The organism is Streptomyces canus (assembly GCF_041435015.1).
In the GTDB taxonomy this organism is placed as follows: domain Bacteria; phylum Actinomycetota; class Actinomycetes; order Streptomycetales; family Streptomycetaceae; genus Streptomyces; species Streptomyces canus_G.
In genome coordinates this window covers 5,211,189-5,228,982 of record NZ_CP107989.1, presented here as the reverse complement: position 1 = coordinate 5,228,982, position 17,794 = coordinate 5,211,189, and the positions used below count along the sequence as shown (strand labels likewise).

At 68.4% G+C, this 17,794-nt stretch carries 17 protein-coding genes; 10 read left to right on the top strand and 7 right to left on the bottom strand.

The window, feature by feature from the left end:
- The first annotated feature begins 124 nt into the window (after window positions 1-124).
- From OG841_RS23750 to OG841_RS23735, 4 genes are all read left to right on the top strand, one after another.
- Window positions 125-1,237, top strand: coding sequence for a LacI family DNA-binding transcriptional regulator (locus tag OG841_RS23750; RefSeq protein WP_328639652.1), 1,113 nt, complete (start codon window positions 125-127; stop codon window positions 1,235-1,237).
- 200 nt (window positions 1,238-1,437) lie between these two features.
- The gene (locus tag OG841_RS23745; protein WP_328639653.1) at window positions 1,438-2,502 is read left to right on the top strand and encodes a metallophosphoesterase; all 1,065 of its coding nucleotides are present in this window, start codon (window positions 1,438-1,440) and stop codon (window positions 2,500-2,502) included.
- Window positions 2,503-2,695: 193 nt separating this feature from the next.
- Window positions 2,696-3,559, top strand: a complete 864-nt coding sequence (locus OG841_RS23740; protein ID WP_328639654.1) for a hypothetical protein — start codon at window positions 2,696-2,698, stop codon at window positions 3,557-3,559.
- Between the two features lie 477 nt (window positions 3,560-4,036).
- On the top strand, window positions 4,037-4,582 hold the full coding sequence (locus OG841_RS23735; protein ID WP_328639655.1) for a serine hydrolase domain-containing protein: 546 nt from the start codon (window positions 4,037-4,039) through the stop codon (window positions 4,580-4,582).
- Window positions 4,583-4,670: 88 nt separating this feature from the next.
- Here OG841_RS23735 and thiC read toward each other — a convergent pair whose 3' ends face one another.
- Window positions 4,671-6,467, bottom strand: coding sequence for a phosphomethylpyrimidine synthase ThiC (gene thiC, locus OG841_RS23730; RefSeq protein WP_328639656.1), 1,797 nt, complete (start codon window positions 6,465-6,467; stop codon window positions 4,671-4,673).
- Between the two features lie 253 nt (window positions 6,468-6,720).
- Here thiC and OG841_RS23725 point away from each other — a divergent pair, with 253 nt between their 5' ends.
- Window positions 6,721-8,415, top strand: coding sequence for a YibE/F family protein (locus tag OG841_RS23725; RefSeq protein ID WP_371566806.1), 1,695 nt, complete (start codon window positions 6,721-6,723; stop codon window positions 8,413-8,415).
- Between the two features lie 312 nt (window positions 8,416-8,727).
- Here OG841_RS23725 and OG841_RS23720 read toward each other — a convergent pair whose 3' ends face one another.
- The 4 genes from OG841_RS23720 to OG841_RS23705 all read right to left on the bottom strand — a co-directional run bounded on the left by OG841_RS23720 (window position 8,728) and on the right by OG841_RS23705 (window position 11,114).
- Complete coding sequence (locus OG841_RS23720; RefSeq protein ID WP_266562472.1) at window positions 8,728-9,165, bottom strand: SsgA family sporulation/cell division regulator; 438 nt, start codon at window positions 9,163-9,165, stop codon at window positions 8,728-8,730.
- Window positions 9,166-9,263: 98 nt separating this feature from the next.
- Complete coding sequence (locus OG841_RS23715) at window positions 9,264-9,998, bottom strand: IclR family transcriptional regulator (protein WP_371570800.1); 735 nt, start codon at window positions 9,996-9,998, stop codon at window positions 9,264-9,266.
- A gap of 426 nt (window positions 9,999-10,424) precedes the next feature.
- Entirely contained in the window at window positions 10,425-10,637 is a 213-nt protein-coding gene (locus OG841_RS23710) for a DUF5326 family protein (protein WP_037711649.1), read from the bottom strand.
- A 159-nt stretch (window positions 10,638-10,796) separates the two neighbouring features.
- A complete protein-coding gene (locus OG841_RS23705) occupies window positions 10,797-11,114 on the bottom strand; it encodes a cupin domain-containing protein (RefSeq protein ID WP_031039972.1) in 318 nt (105 codons plus the stop codon).
- A gap of 58 nt (window positions 11,115-11,172) precedes the next feature.
- Here OG841_RS23705 and OG841_RS23700 point away from each other — a divergent pair, with 58 nt between their 5' ends.
- The 5 genes from OG841_RS23700 (at window position 11,173) to OG841_RS23680 (ending at window position 14,900) form a co-directional block, all read left to right on the top strand.
- Window positions 11,173-11,550 (top strand): phage holin family protein, encoded by a 378-nt coding sequence (locus OG841_RS23700; protein ID WP_266562470.1) that lies wholly within the window; start codon window positions 11,173-11,175, stop codon window positions 11,548-11,550.
- Window positions 11,551-11,556: 6 nt separating this feature from the next.
- Window positions 11,557-12,048: a low molecular weight protein-tyrosine-phosphatase gene (locus OG841_RS23695; protein ID WP_328639657.1), complete on the top strand. Its 492-nt coding sequence runs from the start codon at window positions 11,557-11,559 to the stop codon at window positions 12,046-12,048.
- Entirely contained in the window at window positions 12,045-13,184 is a 1,140-nt protein-coding gene (locus OG841_RS23690) for a cystathionine gamma-lyase (protein WP_371566805.1), read from the top strand. The genes OG841_RS23695 and OG841_RS23690 overlap by 4 nt, the downstream gene beginning before the upstream one ends.
- A gap of 224 nt (window positions 13,185-13,408) precedes the next feature.
- Entirely contained in the window at window positions 13,409-14,329 is a 921-nt protein-coding gene (locus OG841_RS23685) for a LysR family transcriptional regulator (RefSeq protein WP_328639659.1), read from the top strand.
- Window positions 14,330-14,417: 88 nt separating this feature from the next.
- A complete protein-coding gene (locus OG841_RS23680; RefSeq protein WP_328639660.1) occupies window positions 14,418-14,900 on the top strand; it encodes an NUDIX hydrolase in 483 nt (160 codons plus the stop codon).
- A 12-nt stretch (window positions 14,901-14,912) separates the two neighbouring features.
- On the opposite strand, the gene OG841_RS23675 is transcribed toward OG841_RS23680, so the two are convergent.
- Both OG841_RS23675 and OG841_RS23670 read right to left on the bottom strand, forming a co-directional pair.
- Window positions 14,913-16,550: a globin domain-containing protein gene (locus OG841_RS23675; RefSeq protein WP_371566804.1), complete on the bottom strand. Its 1,638-nt coding sequence runs from the start codon at window positions 16,548-16,550 to the stop codon at window positions 14,913-14,915.
- Between the two features lie 424 nt (window positions 16,551-16,974).
- The gene (locus tag OG841_RS23670) at window positions 16,975-17,607 is read right to left on the bottom strand and encodes an HAD family hydrolase (protein ID WP_371566803.1); all 633 of its coding nucleotides are present in this window, start codon (window positions 17,605-17,607) and stop codon (window positions 16,975-16,977) included.
- Window positions 17,608-17,794 lie beyond the last annotated feature (187 nt).

The following is a 17,794-nucleotide window of genomic DNA, read 5'->3' as shown; positions in this document are numbered from 1 at the left end:
GGATCGTTTAACTGTCTCTATTTCAAAGGTAGTTGACGCCAGATGACCTTGCAGAAACGTGCCTGTCAACGCGTGCATATGCGTCCGCCCTACCCCACCGCATGAGCCCTACTATCGGCTCGCCATGACAGCAGCAGGGAAGCACCAGGTGAGCCGCGCGGAAACCTCCCGTCGAGGCAGCCGGCCGGGCCGGGCGGGCATCAGAGACGTGGCCGCCGCCGCCGGAGTCTCCATCACGACCGTCTCCGACGCCCTGAACGGCAAGGGCAGGCTCCCGGACGCCACCCGCCGGCACGTCAGGGAGGTCGCAGACCGGCTGGGCTACCGGCCCTCGGCCGCGGCCAGAACCCTCCGTACCGGCAAGTCGGGACTCATCGGCCTGACCGTGACGACGTACGGGGATGAACCTTTCACCTTCACCGAGTTCGCGTACTTCGCCGAGATGGCGCGGGCCGCCACCTCCGCCGCGCTCGCCCGCGGCTACGCCCTCGTCATCCTGCCCGCGACCTCGCGCCACGACGTGTGGTCGAACGTCGCCCTGGACGGCACCGTGGTCATCGACCCGTCCGACCAGGACCCGGTCGTCAGCGAGCTGGTCCGGCAGGGTCTACCGGTGGTCTCCGACGGCCGCCCGGCAGGTTCCCTCCCGGTCACCGCCTGGGTGGACAACGACCACGAGGCCGCCGTCCTCGGCATCCTCGACCATCTGGCCGACGCCGGCGCCCGCCGCATCGGCCTGCTGACGGGGACGACGACGGACACGTACACCCATCTGTCGACCACCGCGTATCTGCGCTGGTGCGAGCGGGTCGGGCAGGACCCCGTGTACGAGGCCTATCCCGCGCACGATCCGTGCGCCGGCGCCGTCGCGGCCGACCGGCTGCTCGCCCGCCCGGACCGGCCGGACGCCGTCTACGGCCTGTTCGACCCGAACGGCACCGACCTGCTGGCCGCCGCCCGCCGGTACGGGCTGCGCGTACCCGACGACCTGCTGATCGTCTGCTGCAGCGAGTCCACCGTGTACGCCAGCACCGAGCCGCCCGTCACCACGCTCTCCCTCAAGCCGCGCCGCATCGGCACGGCCGTGGTCCAGCTCCTCATCGACGCCATCGAGGGGGTCGAATCGGACCAACCGGTCGAGCAGGTGATACCGACCGAGCTGATCGTGCGCACCTCCTCCCAGCGGCGTGCCCCGCGCACGACGGTCAGCTCGCCGCGCTCACCCGAGGAGAAGTAGCAGGAAGCGGCCGGGCGAGGGTTCAAGCCCGGCCCAATCGGGGCGAATGCCGCGGTGAACAGGAGTCTCGCTCCGATTCACTACCCCTGGGTCATCACATGGCGCGATCCGCATTCCTATGATGGGCCCACGACACCGCGGGCCGCTGCGACCAGGCAGTCCGAAGCGGTGCAGATGCGGCGCGATGGTGGAGGGGTCTGATGACTCAGGGGGCCGGTCAGGGACCCGAGGTGGAGCGCACGGCGGTGCTGCGCGACTTCCGGGTGCCCGCGTACGTCAACGACACCGGTCCGTACGGCCACAGCACGCACCCCGGCGACGTCGTCCCGGCCGACGAGGAGGCCTACCCGGAGGGGTACACCCCCACCGAGCAGGACCTGCCCGTCATCCATCACGGTGACGAGCTCCAGGCGGCCGTCGACCCCGCGGCACGGGCGGTGGACGGTCCCGGTCCGCTGTTCGTCGTCGGCGACGTCCACGGCTACCTCGACGAACTGACGTCCGCGCTCCAGGAGAAGGGCCTCGTCGACGCGGCCGGCAACTGGTGCGCGGGCACCGCCCGGCTGTGGTTCCTCGGCGACTTCACCGACCGTGGGCCCGACGGCATCGGCGTCATCGACCTCGTGATGAGGCTGTCCGCGGAGGCCGCCGCGGCCGGCGGCTACTGCAAGGCCCTCATGGGCAACCACGAACTGCTGCTGCTCGGCGCCAAGCGGTTCGGCGACACTCCCGTGAACTCGGGCGCGGGCACCGCCACCTTCCAGGCGGCCTGGCTGCTCAACGGCGGACAGAAGACCGACATGGACCGCCTCCAGGACCACCATCTGCAGTGGATGGCGCGACTGGACGCCGTCGAGGAGGTCGACGGACATCTGCTCGTCCATTCGGACACCACGGCCTATCTCGACTACGGCGACTCGATCGAGGCGGTCAACGACACCGTCCGCGAGACCCTCACGCGCAACGACGCGGACGAGGTGTGGGATCTGTTCCGCAAGTTGACCAAGCGCTTCTCCTTCCGCGACGAGGGCGGCGCCGGCCATGTGCGCTCGCTGCTCGATACGTACGGCGGCACCCGCATCGTTCACGGGCACAGCCCGATCCCCTATCTGCTCGGCGAAGTGGGTTCCGAGGACGACGAGGACGAATCAGGTCCGGTGGTCGAGGGACCGCACGTCTACGCCGACGGACTGGCCATCGCGATGGACGGCGGGGTGACCATGGCCGGAAAACTGCTGGTCCAGCAACTGCCCCTGGATATGTGAACGTTCGCGGGGCAGTCGTTCCCGCAGGACGGACTGACCGTCGACCGCGCAGGCCAGAGGCCAATTTCTGGAAACCCCCTGTCACCCTGTGCCGTGACAGCTCTACCATCTGCTTATCCGTAGCAGGCTCCCCTCCGTTTCTGCCCGACGGCTCGTTGGCATGCGAGCCCCAAGCCCTACGGAGCATCGGGGGATGCACATGAACAGCGTTCCGCAGCACCTGCACAGCGAGGACCGCCAGGAGTACGAGCGGATCCTTGATGAGGCGCTGCGCTCCGCCCCACACCGTCCCGAACTGGCCGCTGTCGGACAGCGGCTGAATCCCGAACAGCTGCGCACCATGGCGCTCAACGCCACCGCACTCGTCACGGCGGCCGCGGCGACCGAGTACCAGCACTACGTGAAGGTCCGCGAGGAACAGCGCCGCCCGGCGGCGCCGTCCACCCTGTCGTCCGTGCATGAACCCGGTCCCGCCGAGTCGGGCGCGGGTGCGATGGGGCTCGCCACCACCATGGGAGAGGTCGCCGAGACCACCGGTGCGGGCGCCGTCGCCGTCGCCGCGGTCCTGACGCCCGTCCTCGCCGGAATAGCCGCGGCGATCTTCCTGCTCGTGGGTTACATCCTGCAGATGCTCGACCCCGAGCCGGCGTTCGCCCACGCCATGATCACCATCGGATGGGTGTTCGGCGCCCTGACCGCGGCCGCGATCCTGGTCGCCGCCGTCGGGCTGCTGCTCACCGCCCTGCGCAACCGGCCCTCGCCGGACGCGGGGTACGGCGAGCTGAGCGAGGAGGTGGCACGGGCCAGGGACGCCTGGCGCGAAGCCCTGCTGGAGCGCGGCATCCTCCCCTTCCTCAGGGAAGCCCTGGCCGACCCCGGCACCGCCGCACTGCACCACACGGCCCCACCCGCACCGACCAGCCGGATGCCCAGCCTCGGCTACGACCGTCCGGGCTTCAGCAGCCCGGACGACGGAGCTTCCGGTGCCCGCCCGAGCTTCAGCAGCCCGGACTACACCAGCCCGGACTTCGGGGGGCCGGAACACCAGCCGGAGTAGCACCCGGCACAGCCCCTCGGCTTGCGCCCCCACCACGGGGAGCGCAAGCCGAAGACCCGGCCGGGGGCCGGTCGCACGACGATGCGCCACGCCCTCTTGGGTCTCTGCGTCGGCGCGTCACAACGGCCTCGGGGTCCGGTCCGGGTAGGCGTGGGGGACATCCCGGATGGCACCACCAGTCGACGTCGGCAGCATGACAGACCATGACTTCTCTCTCCCGACGTTCCCTCATGGGCGCTTGCGCGGCCGGTGCCATGCCGGCTGTCACCGCAAGCACCGGTGCCCGCGCCTCAGCCGGGACCACCACTTCCGACCAGGTGGCTGATCGGGGGCGCCTTGCGTCAGCGGACCCCAGTGCCCTGCAAGCTGCGATCAGCGATCTGTCCCACCCGCCGGCCACCTCCGCGCAACTGCGCGTCGAGGGCCGGGGAACGCACTGGTACGGCACAGCAGGAGTGTCCGACCTCAGGAGCGGCCGTGCCCCGTGCAGGGACGACCTTCACCGGCCGGTACTACGGCGAGGCGATCAAGTCCGGCGTCCTGCGTCCCCTGGGCCTGACACGGACACTCTTGCCCGGTGACGACCCCCACCTGCACGGCCCGCATGTGCACGGCTACCTCCGCATGACCGACAAGTCGCTCCAGGACGTCACGACGTACGAACAGTCGAGCTCCTGGGGCGAGGGAGAACTGGTCTCATCCGCCGACGACCTCTTCCGCTTCCAGGAAGCCCTGTTCTCCGGCGTGTTACTGCCGGCCGAGGCCATGAGCCACCTCTTCGCTCTGCCGCCGGAATCCGTTCGCATGGTGGATGGCAGTCCAGCCCGCTACAGCATGGGTCTGCAGACGGCCACGGTGAACGGGGTGACGTTCTGGGGCAAGACCGGTGACACGTACGGGTACCGCACCCGCATGTTCGCCACCCGTGATCTACGGCTCCGCTTCGTGCTGTCGTACACCCCGACGCCTCTGGCCGCGAGTGAGGACATGATCAACCGGGTCGTCACCTTGCTCACCACCTGAGCTTCCTTGGCCGTTGACGGACTCATGGGTCCGCGCCACCTCCCGGACTCGGGTGGTTCGGCGGCGCGGACCCACGTACCCGTCGGGCTCAGTCCGCGAGCGGCAGATACACCCGGTTCCCGCTCGCCGCGAACTCCTTCGACTTCTGGAGCATGCCCTCAGCGACCTCCTCGGCCGTCGCTCCCGCGGCCGCCGTACCGCCGAACTGCGCTGTGATGCTTTGACTGATCTTCATCGAGCAGAACTTCGGCCCGCACATGGAGCAGAAGTGAGCCGTCTTGGCCGGTTCGGCCGGGAGAGTCTCGTCGTGGAACTCCCGGGCCGTGTCGGGGTCGAGGGCCAGGTTGAACTGGTCCTCCCAGCGGAACTCGAAGCGGGCGTCGGAGAGGGCGTCGTCCCATTCCTGGGCGCCGGGGTGTCCCTTGGCGAGATCGGCCGCATGGGCGGCGATCTTGTAGGTGATGACACCCGTCTTGACGTCGTCCCGGTTGGGCAGGCCCAGGTGCTCCTTGGGCGTGACGTAGCAGAGCATCGCGGTGCCCCACCAGGCGATCATGGCGGCGCCGATGCCGGAGGTGATGTGGTCGTAGGCCGGTGCGACGTCGGTGGTCAGCGGGCCGAGCGTATAGAACGGAGCTTCATCGCAGATCTCCTGCTGAAGGTCGATGTTCTCCTTGATCTTGTGCATCGGGACGTGTCCCGGGCCCTCGATCATGGTCTGTACGTTGAAACGCTTGGCGATCCGGTTGAGTTCCCCGAGCGTGCGCAACTCCGCGAACTGCGCCTCGTCGTTGGCGTCAGCGATCGACCCCGGCCTGAGACCGTCGCCGAGCGAGTACGTGACGTCGTAGGCGGCGAGGATCTCGCACAACTCCTCGAAGTTCTCGTACAGGAACGACTCCTTGTGGTGCGCGAGGCACCAGGCCGCCATGATCGAGCCGCCACGCGAGACGATGCCGGTCTTGCGATTGGCCGTCAGTGGTACGTACGGCAGGCGCACGCCCGCGTGGACCGTCATGTAGTCCACGCCCTGCTCGGCCTGTTCGATGACCGTGTCCTTGTAGATCTCCCAGGTCAGCTCCTCGGCGCGGCCGTCGACCTTCTCCAGCGCCTGGTAGAGCGGCACCGTGCCGATGGGGACGGGGGAGTTGCGCAGTACCCACTCGCGAGTGGTGTGGATGTTGCGGCCGGTGGACAGGTCCATGACCGTGTCGGCGCCCCAGCGAGTGGCCCAGGTCATCTTCTCCACCTCCTCCTCGATGGAGGACGTCACCGCGGAGTTGCCGATGTTGGCGTTGACCTTCACCAGGAACCGCTTGCCGATGATCATCGGCTCGATCTCCGGGTGGTTGACGTTCGCGGGCAGCACCGCACGCCCCGCCGCGATCTCCTCGCGGACGACCTCGGGAGAGACGTTCTCCCGGATGGCCACGTACTCCATCTCCGGTGTGATCTCACCGCGACGGGCGTAGGCGAGCTGCGTGATCGCGTTGCCGTCACGGCTCCGGCGCGGCTGGCGTGGCCGCCCCGGGAAGACCGCGTCGAGGTTACGGAGGCCACCCCGCGGTGAGGTGTGCTTGATCCCGTCGTCCTCGGGACGCACGGGACGTCCCGCGTACTCCTCGGTGTCCCCGCGGGCGATGATCCAATTGTCCCGCAGAGGCGCAAGTCCCCGTCGGACATCCGTCTCGGTGAGCGGATCGGTGTACGGGCCGGACGTGTCGTACAGCGTGACCGACTGCCCGTTGGTGAGGTGCACCTGACGGACCGGCACCCGCAGATCTGGGCGCGAGCCCTCGATGTACGCCTTGTGCCAGCCGATGGACTTCCCGGCCTCCCCGTCGAGCTGATCGGAGGCAGGCGTGCGCGCGTCCTTGATGGTCATGAGACCTACTCCCTACGCCGGCATTACCCGGTAACAGGTTCGGCGGTCGACGCAGCGGTTTCCGTCTGCCGATGTTTCGTGGGGAACGTCACTCGCTTGAGATGACGTTCCACGTGAAACATCGCTGGGACGGAGGTCAGCGCCCTCTCAGCCCGGTGCTCCGAGCTCCCGCGTGTACAAAGGTGGCTCCACGCTAGCGTCAATTCGGGCGCGGTGAACAGAGGGCCCCTGTCGTTCTTGCGATGATCGGTCGGTGACCACGACGCATCAGCCCCCGTACCCGCCTCCCGAGCCTCGGCGCCGACCGGGCTCCGGAAACGGCCCCGGGCCTGGCCCCGGCAATGGCTCCGGCGGGAGCTTCGGAAACGGCGGGGCCGGTGGCTGGCACGAGCATGAGCACGGCGGGCCGGGCGGGCACAACGGGCAGGGCTACGGGTACGGGCCCAGAGCCGGTGGCGAAGGCCAGGGCGGCGGCAGTGACCTGGGTGGCGACCAGAGTGGCGGGGGCCGGGGTGGTGATGACGGCCATGGGCACGGACACGGTGACGGGCTCGGGCACGCGCACGCTCAGGGGGGCGGTTCCGGGTCCGGCAGCGGTGGCGGGCACGGTCACAGTCACAGCCACGGACCGGCAACTCCCGTCTCCAAGCACCTGCGCAAGGTCATCGCGGCGATCCTCATCCCGTTCGGCGTTGCCGTGGTGGTGGGGCTGGCAGTGCTGTGGCCCGGTGGCGCCCCGGCGCACGAACGCACCGGGGTCGGCTTCGACCGGCAGACCCAGCAGGCCACTGTCAGCAAGGTCGTGAGCGTCAGCTGCAAGTCGGTGAACGCCTCGGGGGAGACCCCGACCGGAGACACCTCCACGGCCGAGGGCTCTTCCGCCGCGCAGCAGGCGAACGGCACCTGCAAGAAGGCGACCGTCCGGGTCGACACCGGCAACGACAAGGGCCGCACCTTCACGGAGATCGTCCAGCCGGACCAGCCTCGGCAGTTGCACGAGGGCCAGAAGGTCGTGGTCGCGTACGAACCCTCGGCGCCGAGGGATCTGCAGTACTCGGTCGCCGACGTGAACCGTAGGCTCCCCATGGGGCTGCTCGCCGGCATCTTCGCGCTCGCTGTGGTGATCGTCGGGCGACTGCGCGGTGTCATGGCACTGGTCGCTCTGGCCATCAGCTTCCTGCTGCTGAACTTCTTCGTCCTGCCCGCGATCCTGCAGGGCTCGAACCCGCTCCTCGTGGCGGTGGTCGGGTCGAGCGCCATCATGCTGATCGCCCTCTACATGTGCCACGGCCTGTCGGCCAGAACCTCCGTGGCGGTGCTGGGCACGCTGATCTCCCTGATTCTGATCGGCATCCTCGGATCGCAGTTCATCGGTTGGGCCGCGCTGACGGGCAACACGGACGACAACACCGGGCTCATCCATGGGCTGTATCCGTCGATCGACATGAGCGGCCTGCTGCTCGCCGGCGTCATCATCGGCTCGCTCGGTGTCCTCGACGACGTGACGGTCACGCAGACCTCGGCCGTCTGGGAGCTGCACGAGGCCAACCCGACGATGGGCTGGCGCGGGCTCTACCGCGCGGGTATCCGGATCGGGCGGGACCACATCGCCTCCGTCGTCAACACGCTCGTCCTCGCCTACGCGGGTGCCGCGCTGCCGCTGCTGCTGCTCTTCTCCATCGCCCAGTCCAGCGTGGGGACGGTCGCCAACAGTGAACTGGTGGCGGAGGAGATCGTGCGCACGCTGGTCGGCTCGATCGGCCTCGTCGCCTCGGTCCCGGTGACCACGGTCCTCGCGGCCCTGGTGGTCTCGGCGGACCGACCAGCGGCGGTGAGTGCGGGAGCGGGGACTCCCGTACCCGTACCGGCGACAAGCGCGAGCGCGGGCACGGCCGACAGCCGGCCGGTAGCGGCACGCGGTGGCAAGGGGCGGCGGCGCAGGCGCTGAGATGGGCCGTCAAGCGCACCCGCTCCAGCGCGGGGACGACTTCAAGATGCGCCAGAAGCACCCACGGCTCCCGGCTCCCGGCTCCCGGCTCCCGGCTCCCGGCTCCAACGATGAGACCCGCTCGCCGTAGAACATGTGCGGGCACGCCCTCTGGATCACGCCGCGTCAGCTTCCGCGCCGACCTCGTCGCCACGGGCACGGAGCGGCCCGTCGCCTGGGCGTTCCTGCGCGCCACGGTCCCGCGTCGGCAGAAGCGTTCCTGCGCCCTCCCGCCTCACAATGAAGCCTTAGGTCACCTCACTGCCGTAGGCGTCATCCCGCGCTCTGTTCCTCCGCCAGGATCCGGTCCAGCGCCTCGTCGAGATGGGTGTCGAAATCGGCCAGCGCGGTCTCCTGCCCCAGCGGCACCAGCTTGTCGGTGCGGTCGAGGAACGCGATGACCGGCGCCGTCGACGAGCGGAACAGTGCCTGATCACCACCGACCTGAAGCCTGATCAGGACGTCGCCCAGCAGGTCGGAACCGGCGGGCGAGACCCGCACGTCGCCCTCTCCACATGGCCGACCTACCCCGTCGATCAGCAGCTCACGGCCGAAAGCCCAGGTCACTGGATCGTCGCCCGGGAGATGGAAGGTCAGCCGGACTGCGTAGGGATCGCAGGCCTCGTAGCGCAGCTCCACCGGAATGCGGAAGGAGAGCTCCTCCGAGACGAGAAAGCTCATCATGACCTCTGCCTGTACGGACTCGCGCATTGCCTACCCCGTCATCTGCCTTCGTTGGCCGGGAATGATCCCTCTGACACTGGTGGCATCTTGCTGAACGTGCACGGCAGATCACAAGGAGTGAGTTTTCAGATACTGATAGAGATCGCCAGCGAGCCCATCAGCCGCCCGATTTCCTCTTGCAGTTGCTGGGTTGCGGCCAGCAACCGGTCCGCCTGATGGGCGGGCAGGGAGATGGCCATCGTGGCCGCGGCGTTACCCAATGTGATCGGAATGGCCGCACACACCGTCCCCAGCGCGTACTCCTGACGCTCGATCACCGGTTCCATCCGCGCGGTCCGCTCGAGACGCCGGAGCAGGCTGTGCCCGTCGCGCACGGTGTACGGGGTGATGGACTGCACGGGGTACCGGTCGAGGTGATCACGCCGAGCCTCGTCGTCGAGCTGGGCGAGGAGACACTGTCCGATGGCGTGCGCGTGCCCGGTCTCGCGGAAGTCGGCCCACTCATCGACCGCCGGGTTTCCAGGGCTGTCGGAGACGCAGAGGACCTCGATCTCGCCGTTCCGGTACTGCGCGTAGTACACCGGCACACCGATCAGGTCGCGCCAGTGCGCGAGTGCCTCGACGACGGTGCTGCGACGTTTCTGCTCGGCTCCGCTGCTGCTCAGCCGCTCGGCTGCCTCTCCGAGGAAGAACAGGCCCTTGTCACGGCGCAGATAGCCCTCGTGCACGAGGGTGCGCAGCAGGTGGTACGCCGTGGGGAGCGCCAGCCCGGTCTCACGGGCGAGTTGCTTGGCGGGAGCTCCGTGCTCGTGCTCCGCGACGGACTCGAGCAGGCGCATCGCACGCTGGACGGACCCGATGAGCGTTGCGGAGTGGGTCTGTTCGGGCGCTTCGGAGGAGGGTGCCGCGTGGCGTTGGACGGGAGCTGACGGCCCTACGGGAGCGGATGTCTGTACGGACGCTGACGGCCGCCGTACGAGAGCCGACGGTTGCAGCGGAGCTGTCGACCGTACGGGAGCCGTCGGTTGTGCGGGAGCCGTCGCCGAACGGGCGTCGATCTGTGCGGGTGCGGTGTCAACCGTGGCCAAGGGTCACTCCCGGAGCGCGAGGGGGCAGCCCGTGCGGGGAACACGGGAGGGGGTGTACGCCGCTCGCGGGGTCGTCCCCGCGTCGAGTTCCGGACTTTAACGGTCCGCCACCGCACTTATACGGCCCGTCCGGAAAACTTCCCTCCCCCGAGGGAACGGGGAATTCCTGTTACCGGTTCCCCCGCCCGCTCCGGACGCTCACCAGTCGCTGCGCGACGAGGAGCTCGACATGAACTTCCGTACGACGTAGACGAGTCCGCCGACCAGGGCTACGAAGACCAGCAGCTTGAAGAGCAGGCCGATGACGAAGCCGACGACCGTGGCTATCAACCCACCGAACACGACCAGGGCAATGACCGGCACAGCGATCCACTTCACCCACCACGGCAGCCCCGCGAAGATCTCTCCCATCGCACTCAACCTCTCTGAAGTCCTGCACCGTCCGGCCCTTCTGGTACCGGATCCATCAATGTCCTGCACTCGATGCTAGGTCCGAGAGGTGCCTCTGCGGGGGCCTCGCACCCCTTGTCCTCCCCTGACTGATCCCCTAGGGAACCCTGAGACCGCAGGTCAGCTCTCCGGGGGAGAGAACACCACCATGACCCTGAGGTCCTCGCTGATGTGATGGAACTTGTGGGCGACCCCGGCCGGTACGTACACCACGCTGCCGCGCGACACCTGGGTGGTCTCCATGCCCACGGTGATCGCCGCGCGGCCGCTGACCACGAAGTAGACCTCGTCCTGGCGGTGCGGCTGCTGTGGGTCCTGGGCGCCCGCGTCGAGTGCGTACAGGCCGACGGACATGTTCCGCTCCCGCAGGAACTGCAGGTAGGCACCGTCGTTGGCGGCGCGCTCCGCCTCCAGTTCATCCAACCGGAATGCCTTCATCGACTTAGTCCGCCCTCGTCAGTGCCCGTAACCGATCTCTTCTGTCACGATCAGACACATGAAGAATTTCGTAGTCAAGACGATCGCCAACGCGGGTGCTCTGGCGGTCGCGGTGTGGCTGCTCGACAAGATCACCCTGACCGGTGACAGCACCGGCAAGAAGGTCTGGACGCTGATCCTCGTCGCCCTGGTCTTCGGCCTGGTGAACTTCCTGATCAAGCCGGTCGTGCAGGTACTGACCTTCCCGCTGTTCATCCTGACGCTCGGCCTGTTCACGCTGATCGTCAACGCGCTGATGCTGCTGCTCACGTCGTGGCTCGCCGACAAGCTCGACCTGAGCTTCCACGTCGAGGGGTTCTGGACCGCCGTCCTGGGCGGCCTGATCATCTCGATAGTGGCCTGGGCCCTGCACGTCGTCCTGCCCGACGAGGACTGAGGAGGTATGACCTACCGCGTCTGTTTCGTCTGCACGGGCAACATCTGCCGTTCCCCGATGGCGGAGTCGGTCTTCCGCGCCCGCGTGGCGGAGGCCGGCCTGGACGGTCTGGTCGAGGTCGACAGCGCCGGAACGGGCGGCTGGCACGAGGGCGACGGCGCCGACCCGCGCACCGTGTCCGTCCTGGAGGAGCACGGCTATGACGGCGGCCACACGGCCCGGCAGTTCCAGCCGTCCTGGTTCTCCCGCCTCGACCTCGTCATCGCCCTCGACACCGGCCACCTCAAGGCCCTGCGACACCTCGCACCCACCCCGCAGGATGCCGGGAAGGTACGGCTGCTGCGTTCGTACGACCCCGCCGCGGGCGACGAGCTCGACGTTCCGGACCCGTACTACGGGGGCCTGGACGGCTTCGAGGAGTGCCTTGAGATGGTGGAGGCGGCGAGCGAGGGTCTGCTCGCCGAGGTGCGCGAGCAGACGGAAGGACGGGTGGGATGAGCGACAGGGCTGCGGACAAGGGAGAGGGCACGCGCGCGGTGCGCGCCGGACTGCCCGAGGCGGCCAAGAACGAGCCGACTCTGCCCGGTCCGGCCTTCGCCGCCCACTTCCATCTGCCCGGGGAGGTCGACGGCCCGTACACCTACGGCCGCGACACCAACCCGACCTGGGACCTGCTGGAAAGCGCCATTGGCGAGCTGGAGGCACCCGGGCAGGACGGCGTGGAGACGCTGGTCTTCGCCTCGGGCATGGCGGCCATATCCGCTGTGCTCTTCTCCCAACTGCGCGCGGGCGACACCGTGGTCCTGCCCGACGACTGCTACCAGGCAATGCCTCTGGTGCAGGCACAGCTGGAGGCGTACGGCATCGAGGTGCGCACCGCTCCGACCGCCGGTGACGCCCAGCTCGACATCCTGGACGGCGCGCGGCTGTTGTGGATCGAGACGCCGTCGAACCCAGGCCTCGACGTGTGCGACATCCGGCGGCTCGTCGAGGCGGCACACGCGCGTGGGGCGCTCGTAGCCGTCGACAACACGCTCGCCACTCCGCTCGGGCAGCGCCCGCTGGAGCTCGGCGCGGACTTCTCCGTGGCCAGCGGCACGAAGCAGCTCACGGGGCACGGAGACGTCCTCCTGGGGTACGTCACCGGCCGCGAGGGCGAGGCCATGGACGCCGTACGCCGTTGGCGGAAGATCGTCGGTGCGATCGCGGGACCGATGGAGGCCTGGCTCGCGCATCGTTCGATCGCCACGCTCCAGATGCGGGTCGACCGGCAGAACGCGACCGCGCTCGTGCTCGCCCGGGCATTGCGCCAACGGCCGGAGGTGACCGGGCTGCGCTATCCGGGTCTGACCGACGACCCGTCGCACAAGATCGCGTCGCAGCAGATGCGCCGCTATGGATGCGTGGTGTCCTTCACGCTGCCCACGCGGGCGCGTGCCGACCGTTTCCTCGACACCCTGCGGCTCGTGGACGACGCGACGAGCTTCGGCGGGGTGCGCTCCACGGCCGAGCGGCGTCGGCGCTGGGGTGGGGACGACGTGCCGGAGGGCTTCATCCGATTCTCGGTGGGGGCGGAGGATCCCGAGGATCTCGTGGCGGATGTGCTGCGTGCGCTGGACGAGTCGACGGACTGACCGATTCCTCAGGGCTTCACAGGTGTCCGGCTACGTACAACGGGCGGTCCGAGCCTCCCCCCTCGTGGCTCGGACCGCCCCGGTTCTGCGCGCGAAGAACCGCGCGAACAAGGCTAGTTGACTCTCTGTCAGTGTCCAATCACAGTAGCGACAGAGACCTATCGACATATTTATAGTTGGGCCCTGCTTCGAGGCCGGGAGAAGGACAGGGAAGGGGGATCGCCATGGATCTGGCTTTGCTGCGCACCTTTGTGACGGTGCACCGAGCCGGCTCCTTCACCCGTGCCGCCGCGCTGCTGGGCCTCTCGCAGCCGGCCGTGACCTCGCAGATCCGCACCCTGGAGCGGCAGCTGGGACGCCCCCTCTTCCTGCGACAGGCCCGCGGAGTGACCCCGACGACCATCGGCGACGAACTCGCCCACAAGGCCGCCCCTCATCTCGACGCCCTGGTGGAAATCACCGAGACCGGCCTCGACGACGAGTCGTCCCTGAGGACACTGCATCTCGCGGGGCCGCCCGAGTTCACCGCCGAGCGGGCGCTGCCCGCGCTCACCGAGCTGACCGGCGAGGACGGCCAGGGCTACGCTCTTCGGGCGTCCTTCGGGAACGCCGAGGAAACACTGGAGGGTCTGGCTGCCGGGCATCACGATCTGGCCATCACCACGGCTCGTCCACGGGGTGCGCTGCTCACGGCGAGCACGCTCTGCGACGAGGAGCACGTCCTGGTCGCCGCCCCGAAGTGGGCCGGTCAGATCGGCTCAGGGGAGGCGCTCAAGACTGTTCGGTCGGGCAAGCAAGCCCCCGCGTTCGAGAACATCCCCGTGATCGAGGTGCACGAGTCACTCCCCTTCGTTTCGCGCTACTGGGCCTCCGTCTTCGACTCCCGCCCGGCCGCACCGGGCACCGTGGTCGTCCCCGATCTGCGTGCGGTGCTCGCCTGCGCGGTCGCGGGCGCCGGGCTCGCGGTGCTGCCCCGCTATCTGTGCGCGGCAGCCCTGGAACGTGGTGAGGTCGTCGCCCTCCACGAGCCCACCGTGCCGCCTCTTCGGACGTACTTCCTGGTGGTGCGCACCGGAACGCTGGCCATGCCGCACATCGCACGGGCGCACGAGTGGTTACTGCGGGCGGCTGCCGACTGGTGTTGAGCAGGTATTTTCCGCTCTTCACGCAGCGAGCCCGGTCGGTCACCCCATGCGATGTTTCACGTGGAACCATCCGGGCCACATTCCCCCCATGACCGTCCGACCCGTGGTCAAGCGCACCGCCCGTGCCGTCCTGCTGGACGGTGACGACCTGGTCCTGATCAAGCGCACCAAGCCCGGCATGGATCCTTACTGGCTGACTCCCGGCGGTGGAGTCGAGCCGACGGACACGACCGTCGTCGACGCTCTGCACCGCGAGGTGTACGAGGAGCTCGGCGCCAAGGTCACCGACGTGGTGCCCTGCTTCGTGGACACCGTCGAGCACATCGGCGACGACGGGGGCGCTACCGGAGTGAAGGTGCAGCACTTCTTCGTCTGCCACCTGGAGTCGATGGACCCGTCCCTGCGGCACGGGCCGGAAGTGGACGAGCCCGTCGGAGAGTACGAGATCGTCCGGGTGCCGTTCACCCGCGTCGGGATCGCCTCCGTCCACCTCGTCCCGCTGTCCCTGCGGCACTATCTGGACGGCAATATCGAAGGCGTACGGGCCATGCACGCACCGGATCTGGGCTGACCTCTCGCCTGGTCACTGCGCCAGAACGATTTCCTCCACGGAGTCGTGGCGTATGCGTTCCGACGGGATCCCGATGGACCTGAGCGTGTCCACACCACTGCGGATCATGCCGGGCGGGCCCGAGAGATAGGCGTCGTACTCGTGCCAGGGGCCATACTCACGTACGGCGTCCGGGAGCTGGAGATGGGCCTGCTGGTCGATGATGGCGCGGACGGACAGCCAGGGGTGGGACTGCTGGAGCCTGAGCATCGTGTCGATGTCGTACAAATCGTTGTCGGTGCGGGCTCCGTAGAACACCTCCACCGACCGTCGCGCGCCGTGTTCGGCCACGTCCTCGACCAGCGCCTTGATCGGAGCTATGCCCGTGCCGCCGCCCAGACAGAGCAGTCCGCTGTCGGTGGTGTGGTCCACGGTCATGGCCCCGGTCGGCGGACCGAGCCGGATGATGTCGCCGGGGTGGGCCCGGTGCACCAGGGCGTTGGAGACCCAGCCCGCGGGGACGGCCTTCACGTGGAACGACAGCAGACCGTCCGAGCGTGGCGCCGAGGCGAAGGAGTAGTGCCGCCATATGCGCGGCCACCACGGCGTCTCCAGGCTGGTGTACTGGCCGGCGAGGAACGGGTAGGGCTGGTCGGGCCGGACAGTGACGACGGCGACGTCCGGGGTCCTCAGGTCGTGTGACACGACCTCGGCATACCACCAGGCGGGGGCGCGCAGCTCGTCCGCGGCCGCCGCGTCGATCATCACCTGCGAGATCGTCGTGTACGCCCGGACCCAGGCCGCTTCCGTCTCCGTGTCCCAGATGCCGGAGGCGTACTTGCTCAGCGCGCCGATGAGGCACTCCCCGACCGCCGGATAGTGCTCGGCGCGGGTGCCGTACTTGCGATGGCCCCGGCCCAGGTTCTGCAGGTAGTCGACCAGGACCGGGGCGTTGTCGATGTGCTCGGCCGCCGTCAGCAGTGCCCTGAGCAGCCGGTCCCGCTGGGCGTCCATGGCGGCGGGGAACATCGGGCGCAGATCGGGATGGCGCACGAAGAGCAGCGCGTAGAAGTACGACGTGACCTTCTCGGCGACAGGAGCGACCTCGGCCATGGTCCGACGGATACGGACGGCGTCCGGGGAGGGCGGTTGGTCTCTCGGGGACAGGCCTGGGGAATGCGGCGGGTTGGTACTGAGCGGATTGGTGGCGTCCTGAGGCGGGGAGGAGCGCTGGACGGGCACTCGGAGGTCCGCCGAAGGGGTGTCGTCCGGCGCTTCCGGGGGCTGAGCGGGGGTGGGACTCGGGTCCTGCGAGGTCTGCTCAGGGATGTGTATCTCCTCCGAGGTGCGTATCTCCTCCGGCCGTGCCGGGAGCTGTGTCTCGCCGGCCGGGGCGGCCATCTCCTCGGCCGGTGTCATTTCGTCGCGGCCGGCCTCCGTATCGGGCGGCACTACGGTCGGCTCCGACAGCTCCCGTTCGATGGCCGTCGAGGACCTTGGCGAGTTACCCGGCCTGGGCCTGCGGACCGGGCGCAGCGCGGCCAGCCTGCTTCCCTCCGCCGTCTCCTGCTCGGCCCCGGGCGCCGCCGTCGGCTGATTGCGTGGGGTGAACCAGCCGCCCCCGCCCTCGGATGCGCCGTTGTCGGCCGACATGGTGGTCGGAGCGTCCATGGTGTGCCTCGCCTCGAACATCTTTCGGTCGGTCTGCGCACTTCCTCGGTCGGAAGATGCCTGCTTTCCCCCGCAGACGGCTTGCTTTCCCCGCTCGACGTCACGGCCAACACAGCCATATTCAACCTGTATGCGCCGTCCGTACGGACAAGTAGGCGAGAGTGTGACATTGGCCGCATCACGCTCACTGCAGCGTCCCACCACGTATGGATGCCCTGGCCGTACAACCACAAATGCGGTTCTTCGATCTCTCCGTCCCCTTAGGCTGCATTGCCCCGCTCTCGGCCGCACAGGAGTGGTCGCACCCCCGTACGGACAAGAACCGGAGTCGACCCTACCGGTCACCGCTCCGCACACAAGTCCCCCCTCCTCCTCCACGAATTGCTCGCAGGGTGTTCGCGGGGCGAACCGTGAATTGACTCAATTACCGGGCGTCACGCACCAATTCATAGGCTTCCCACAGATCCATGCCTTTGTAGGAGTGGGTCGAGATATCGGACAGATGATGGTCCGCATTGACCGCCACGGAGATCGGCACCGCGGCGAACAGGTCCTTGTCGGAGGACGAGTCTCCATAGGCAATGCAGTCCCCCCGTGTCACTCCGAATTGCTCACACAGCCGGTCCGCGACCAGGACCTTGGCGGCCGCACTGAGCACTCCGGCAGGGTCCACGGGCTCGGTGAAGGGGACGGCCGGAAAGAGGGACCCGTAGGCGGCATGCGCTCCCCAACCGATGAGCCGTTCCACGAAGAAGGACGGCGAGAGCGACACCACCGCGCAGTAGTCGCCCTGTCCCCTGATCTCCGCCCAGACGTCACGAATGCGAGCCAGCCACGGGGCACCTTCGAAGGCCGCGACGACGTGTGCCTCGGTCAGGGACGCCCACAACGTGTACACCTGCTGCGCATATTCGGGCGGGCCTATCAGTCCGGCCCCGATCGCCTGGTCGAGTGCCACCGTCTCGGCCTCGAGCCCGAGCTGCCGGGAAATCTGCACGGGAGCGCTGGTCCCATGCAGCAAAGTGCCATCGAGGTCGAAGAGATGAAGTCTCGCCATGTTCTTGAGGCTAGCGGTCCATGAACCCGGTGAAGCGGCAGATGCGCTTCCGGTCGATCGCCTGACGGTCGCCGTTCTCCGATGTTTCACGTGAAACACCCGGCATCTGATCGCCTGTTGTGCGCTTGGCTACGACATGGCCAAAAGCTCGTACGCACCCCGGGAAACAGGTGGACGCCGAGGGCAC

Bases quoted from the DNA above. Each gene is read 5' to 3' on its own strand.
- OG841_RS23690 (WP_371566805.1), top strand. From the start codon at position 12,045: ATGAGCGACAGGGCTGCGGACAAGGGAGAGGGCACGCGCGCGGTGCGC.
- OG841_RS23720 (WP_266562472.1), bottom strand. From the start codon at position 9,165: ATGCGCGAGTCCGTACAGGCAGAGGTCATGATGAGCTTTCTCGTCTCG.
- OG841_RS23670 (WP_371566803.1), bottom strand. From the start codon at position 17,607: ATGGCGAGACTTCATCTCTTCGACCTCGATGGCACTTTGCTGCATGGG.
- OG841_RS23705 (WP_031039972.1), bottom strand. From the start codon at position 11,114: ATGAAGGCATTCCGGTTGGATGAACTGGAGGCGGAGCGCGCCGCCAAC.
- OG841_RS23710 (WP_037711649.1), bottom strand. From the start codon at position 10,637: ATGGGAGAGATCTTCGCGGGGCTGCCGTGGTGGGTGAAGTGGATCGCT.
- thiC (WP_328639656.1), bottom strand. From the start codon at position 6,467: ATGACCATCAAGGACGCGCGCACGCCTGCCTCCGATCAGCTCGACGGG.
- OG841_RS23680 (WP_328639660.1), top strand. From the start codon at position 14,418: ATGACCGTCCGACCCGTGGTCAAGCGCACCGCCCGTGCCGTCCTGCTG.
- OG841_RS23685 (WP_328639659.1), top strand. From the start codon at position 13,409: ATGGATCTGGCTTTGCTGCGCACCTTTGTGACGGTGCACCGAGCCGGC.
- OG841_RS23750 (WP_328639652.1), top strand. From the start codon at position 125: ATGACAGCAGCAGGGAAGCACCAGGTGAGCCGCGCGGAAACCTCCCGT.
- OG841_RS23675 (WP_371566804.1), bottom strand. From the start codon at position 16,550: ATGGACGCTCCGACCACCATGTCGGCCGACAACGGCGCATCCGAGGGC.
- OG841_RS23700 (WP_266562470.1), top strand. From the start codon at position 11,173: ATGAAGAATTTCGTAGTCAAGACGATCGCCAACGCGGGTGCTCTGGCG.
- OG841_RS23695 (WP_328639657.1), top strand. From the start codon at position 11,557: ATGACCTACCGCGTCTGTTTCGTCTGCACGGGCAACATCTGCCGTTCC.
- OG841_RS23745 (WP_328639653.1), top strand. From the start codon at position 1,438: ATGACTCAGGGGGCCGGTCAGGGACCCGAGGTGGAGCGCACGGCGGTG.
- OG841_RS23740 (WP_328639654.1), top strand. From the start codon at position 2,696: ATGCACATGAACAGCGTTCCGCAGCACCTGCACAGCGAGGACCGCCAG.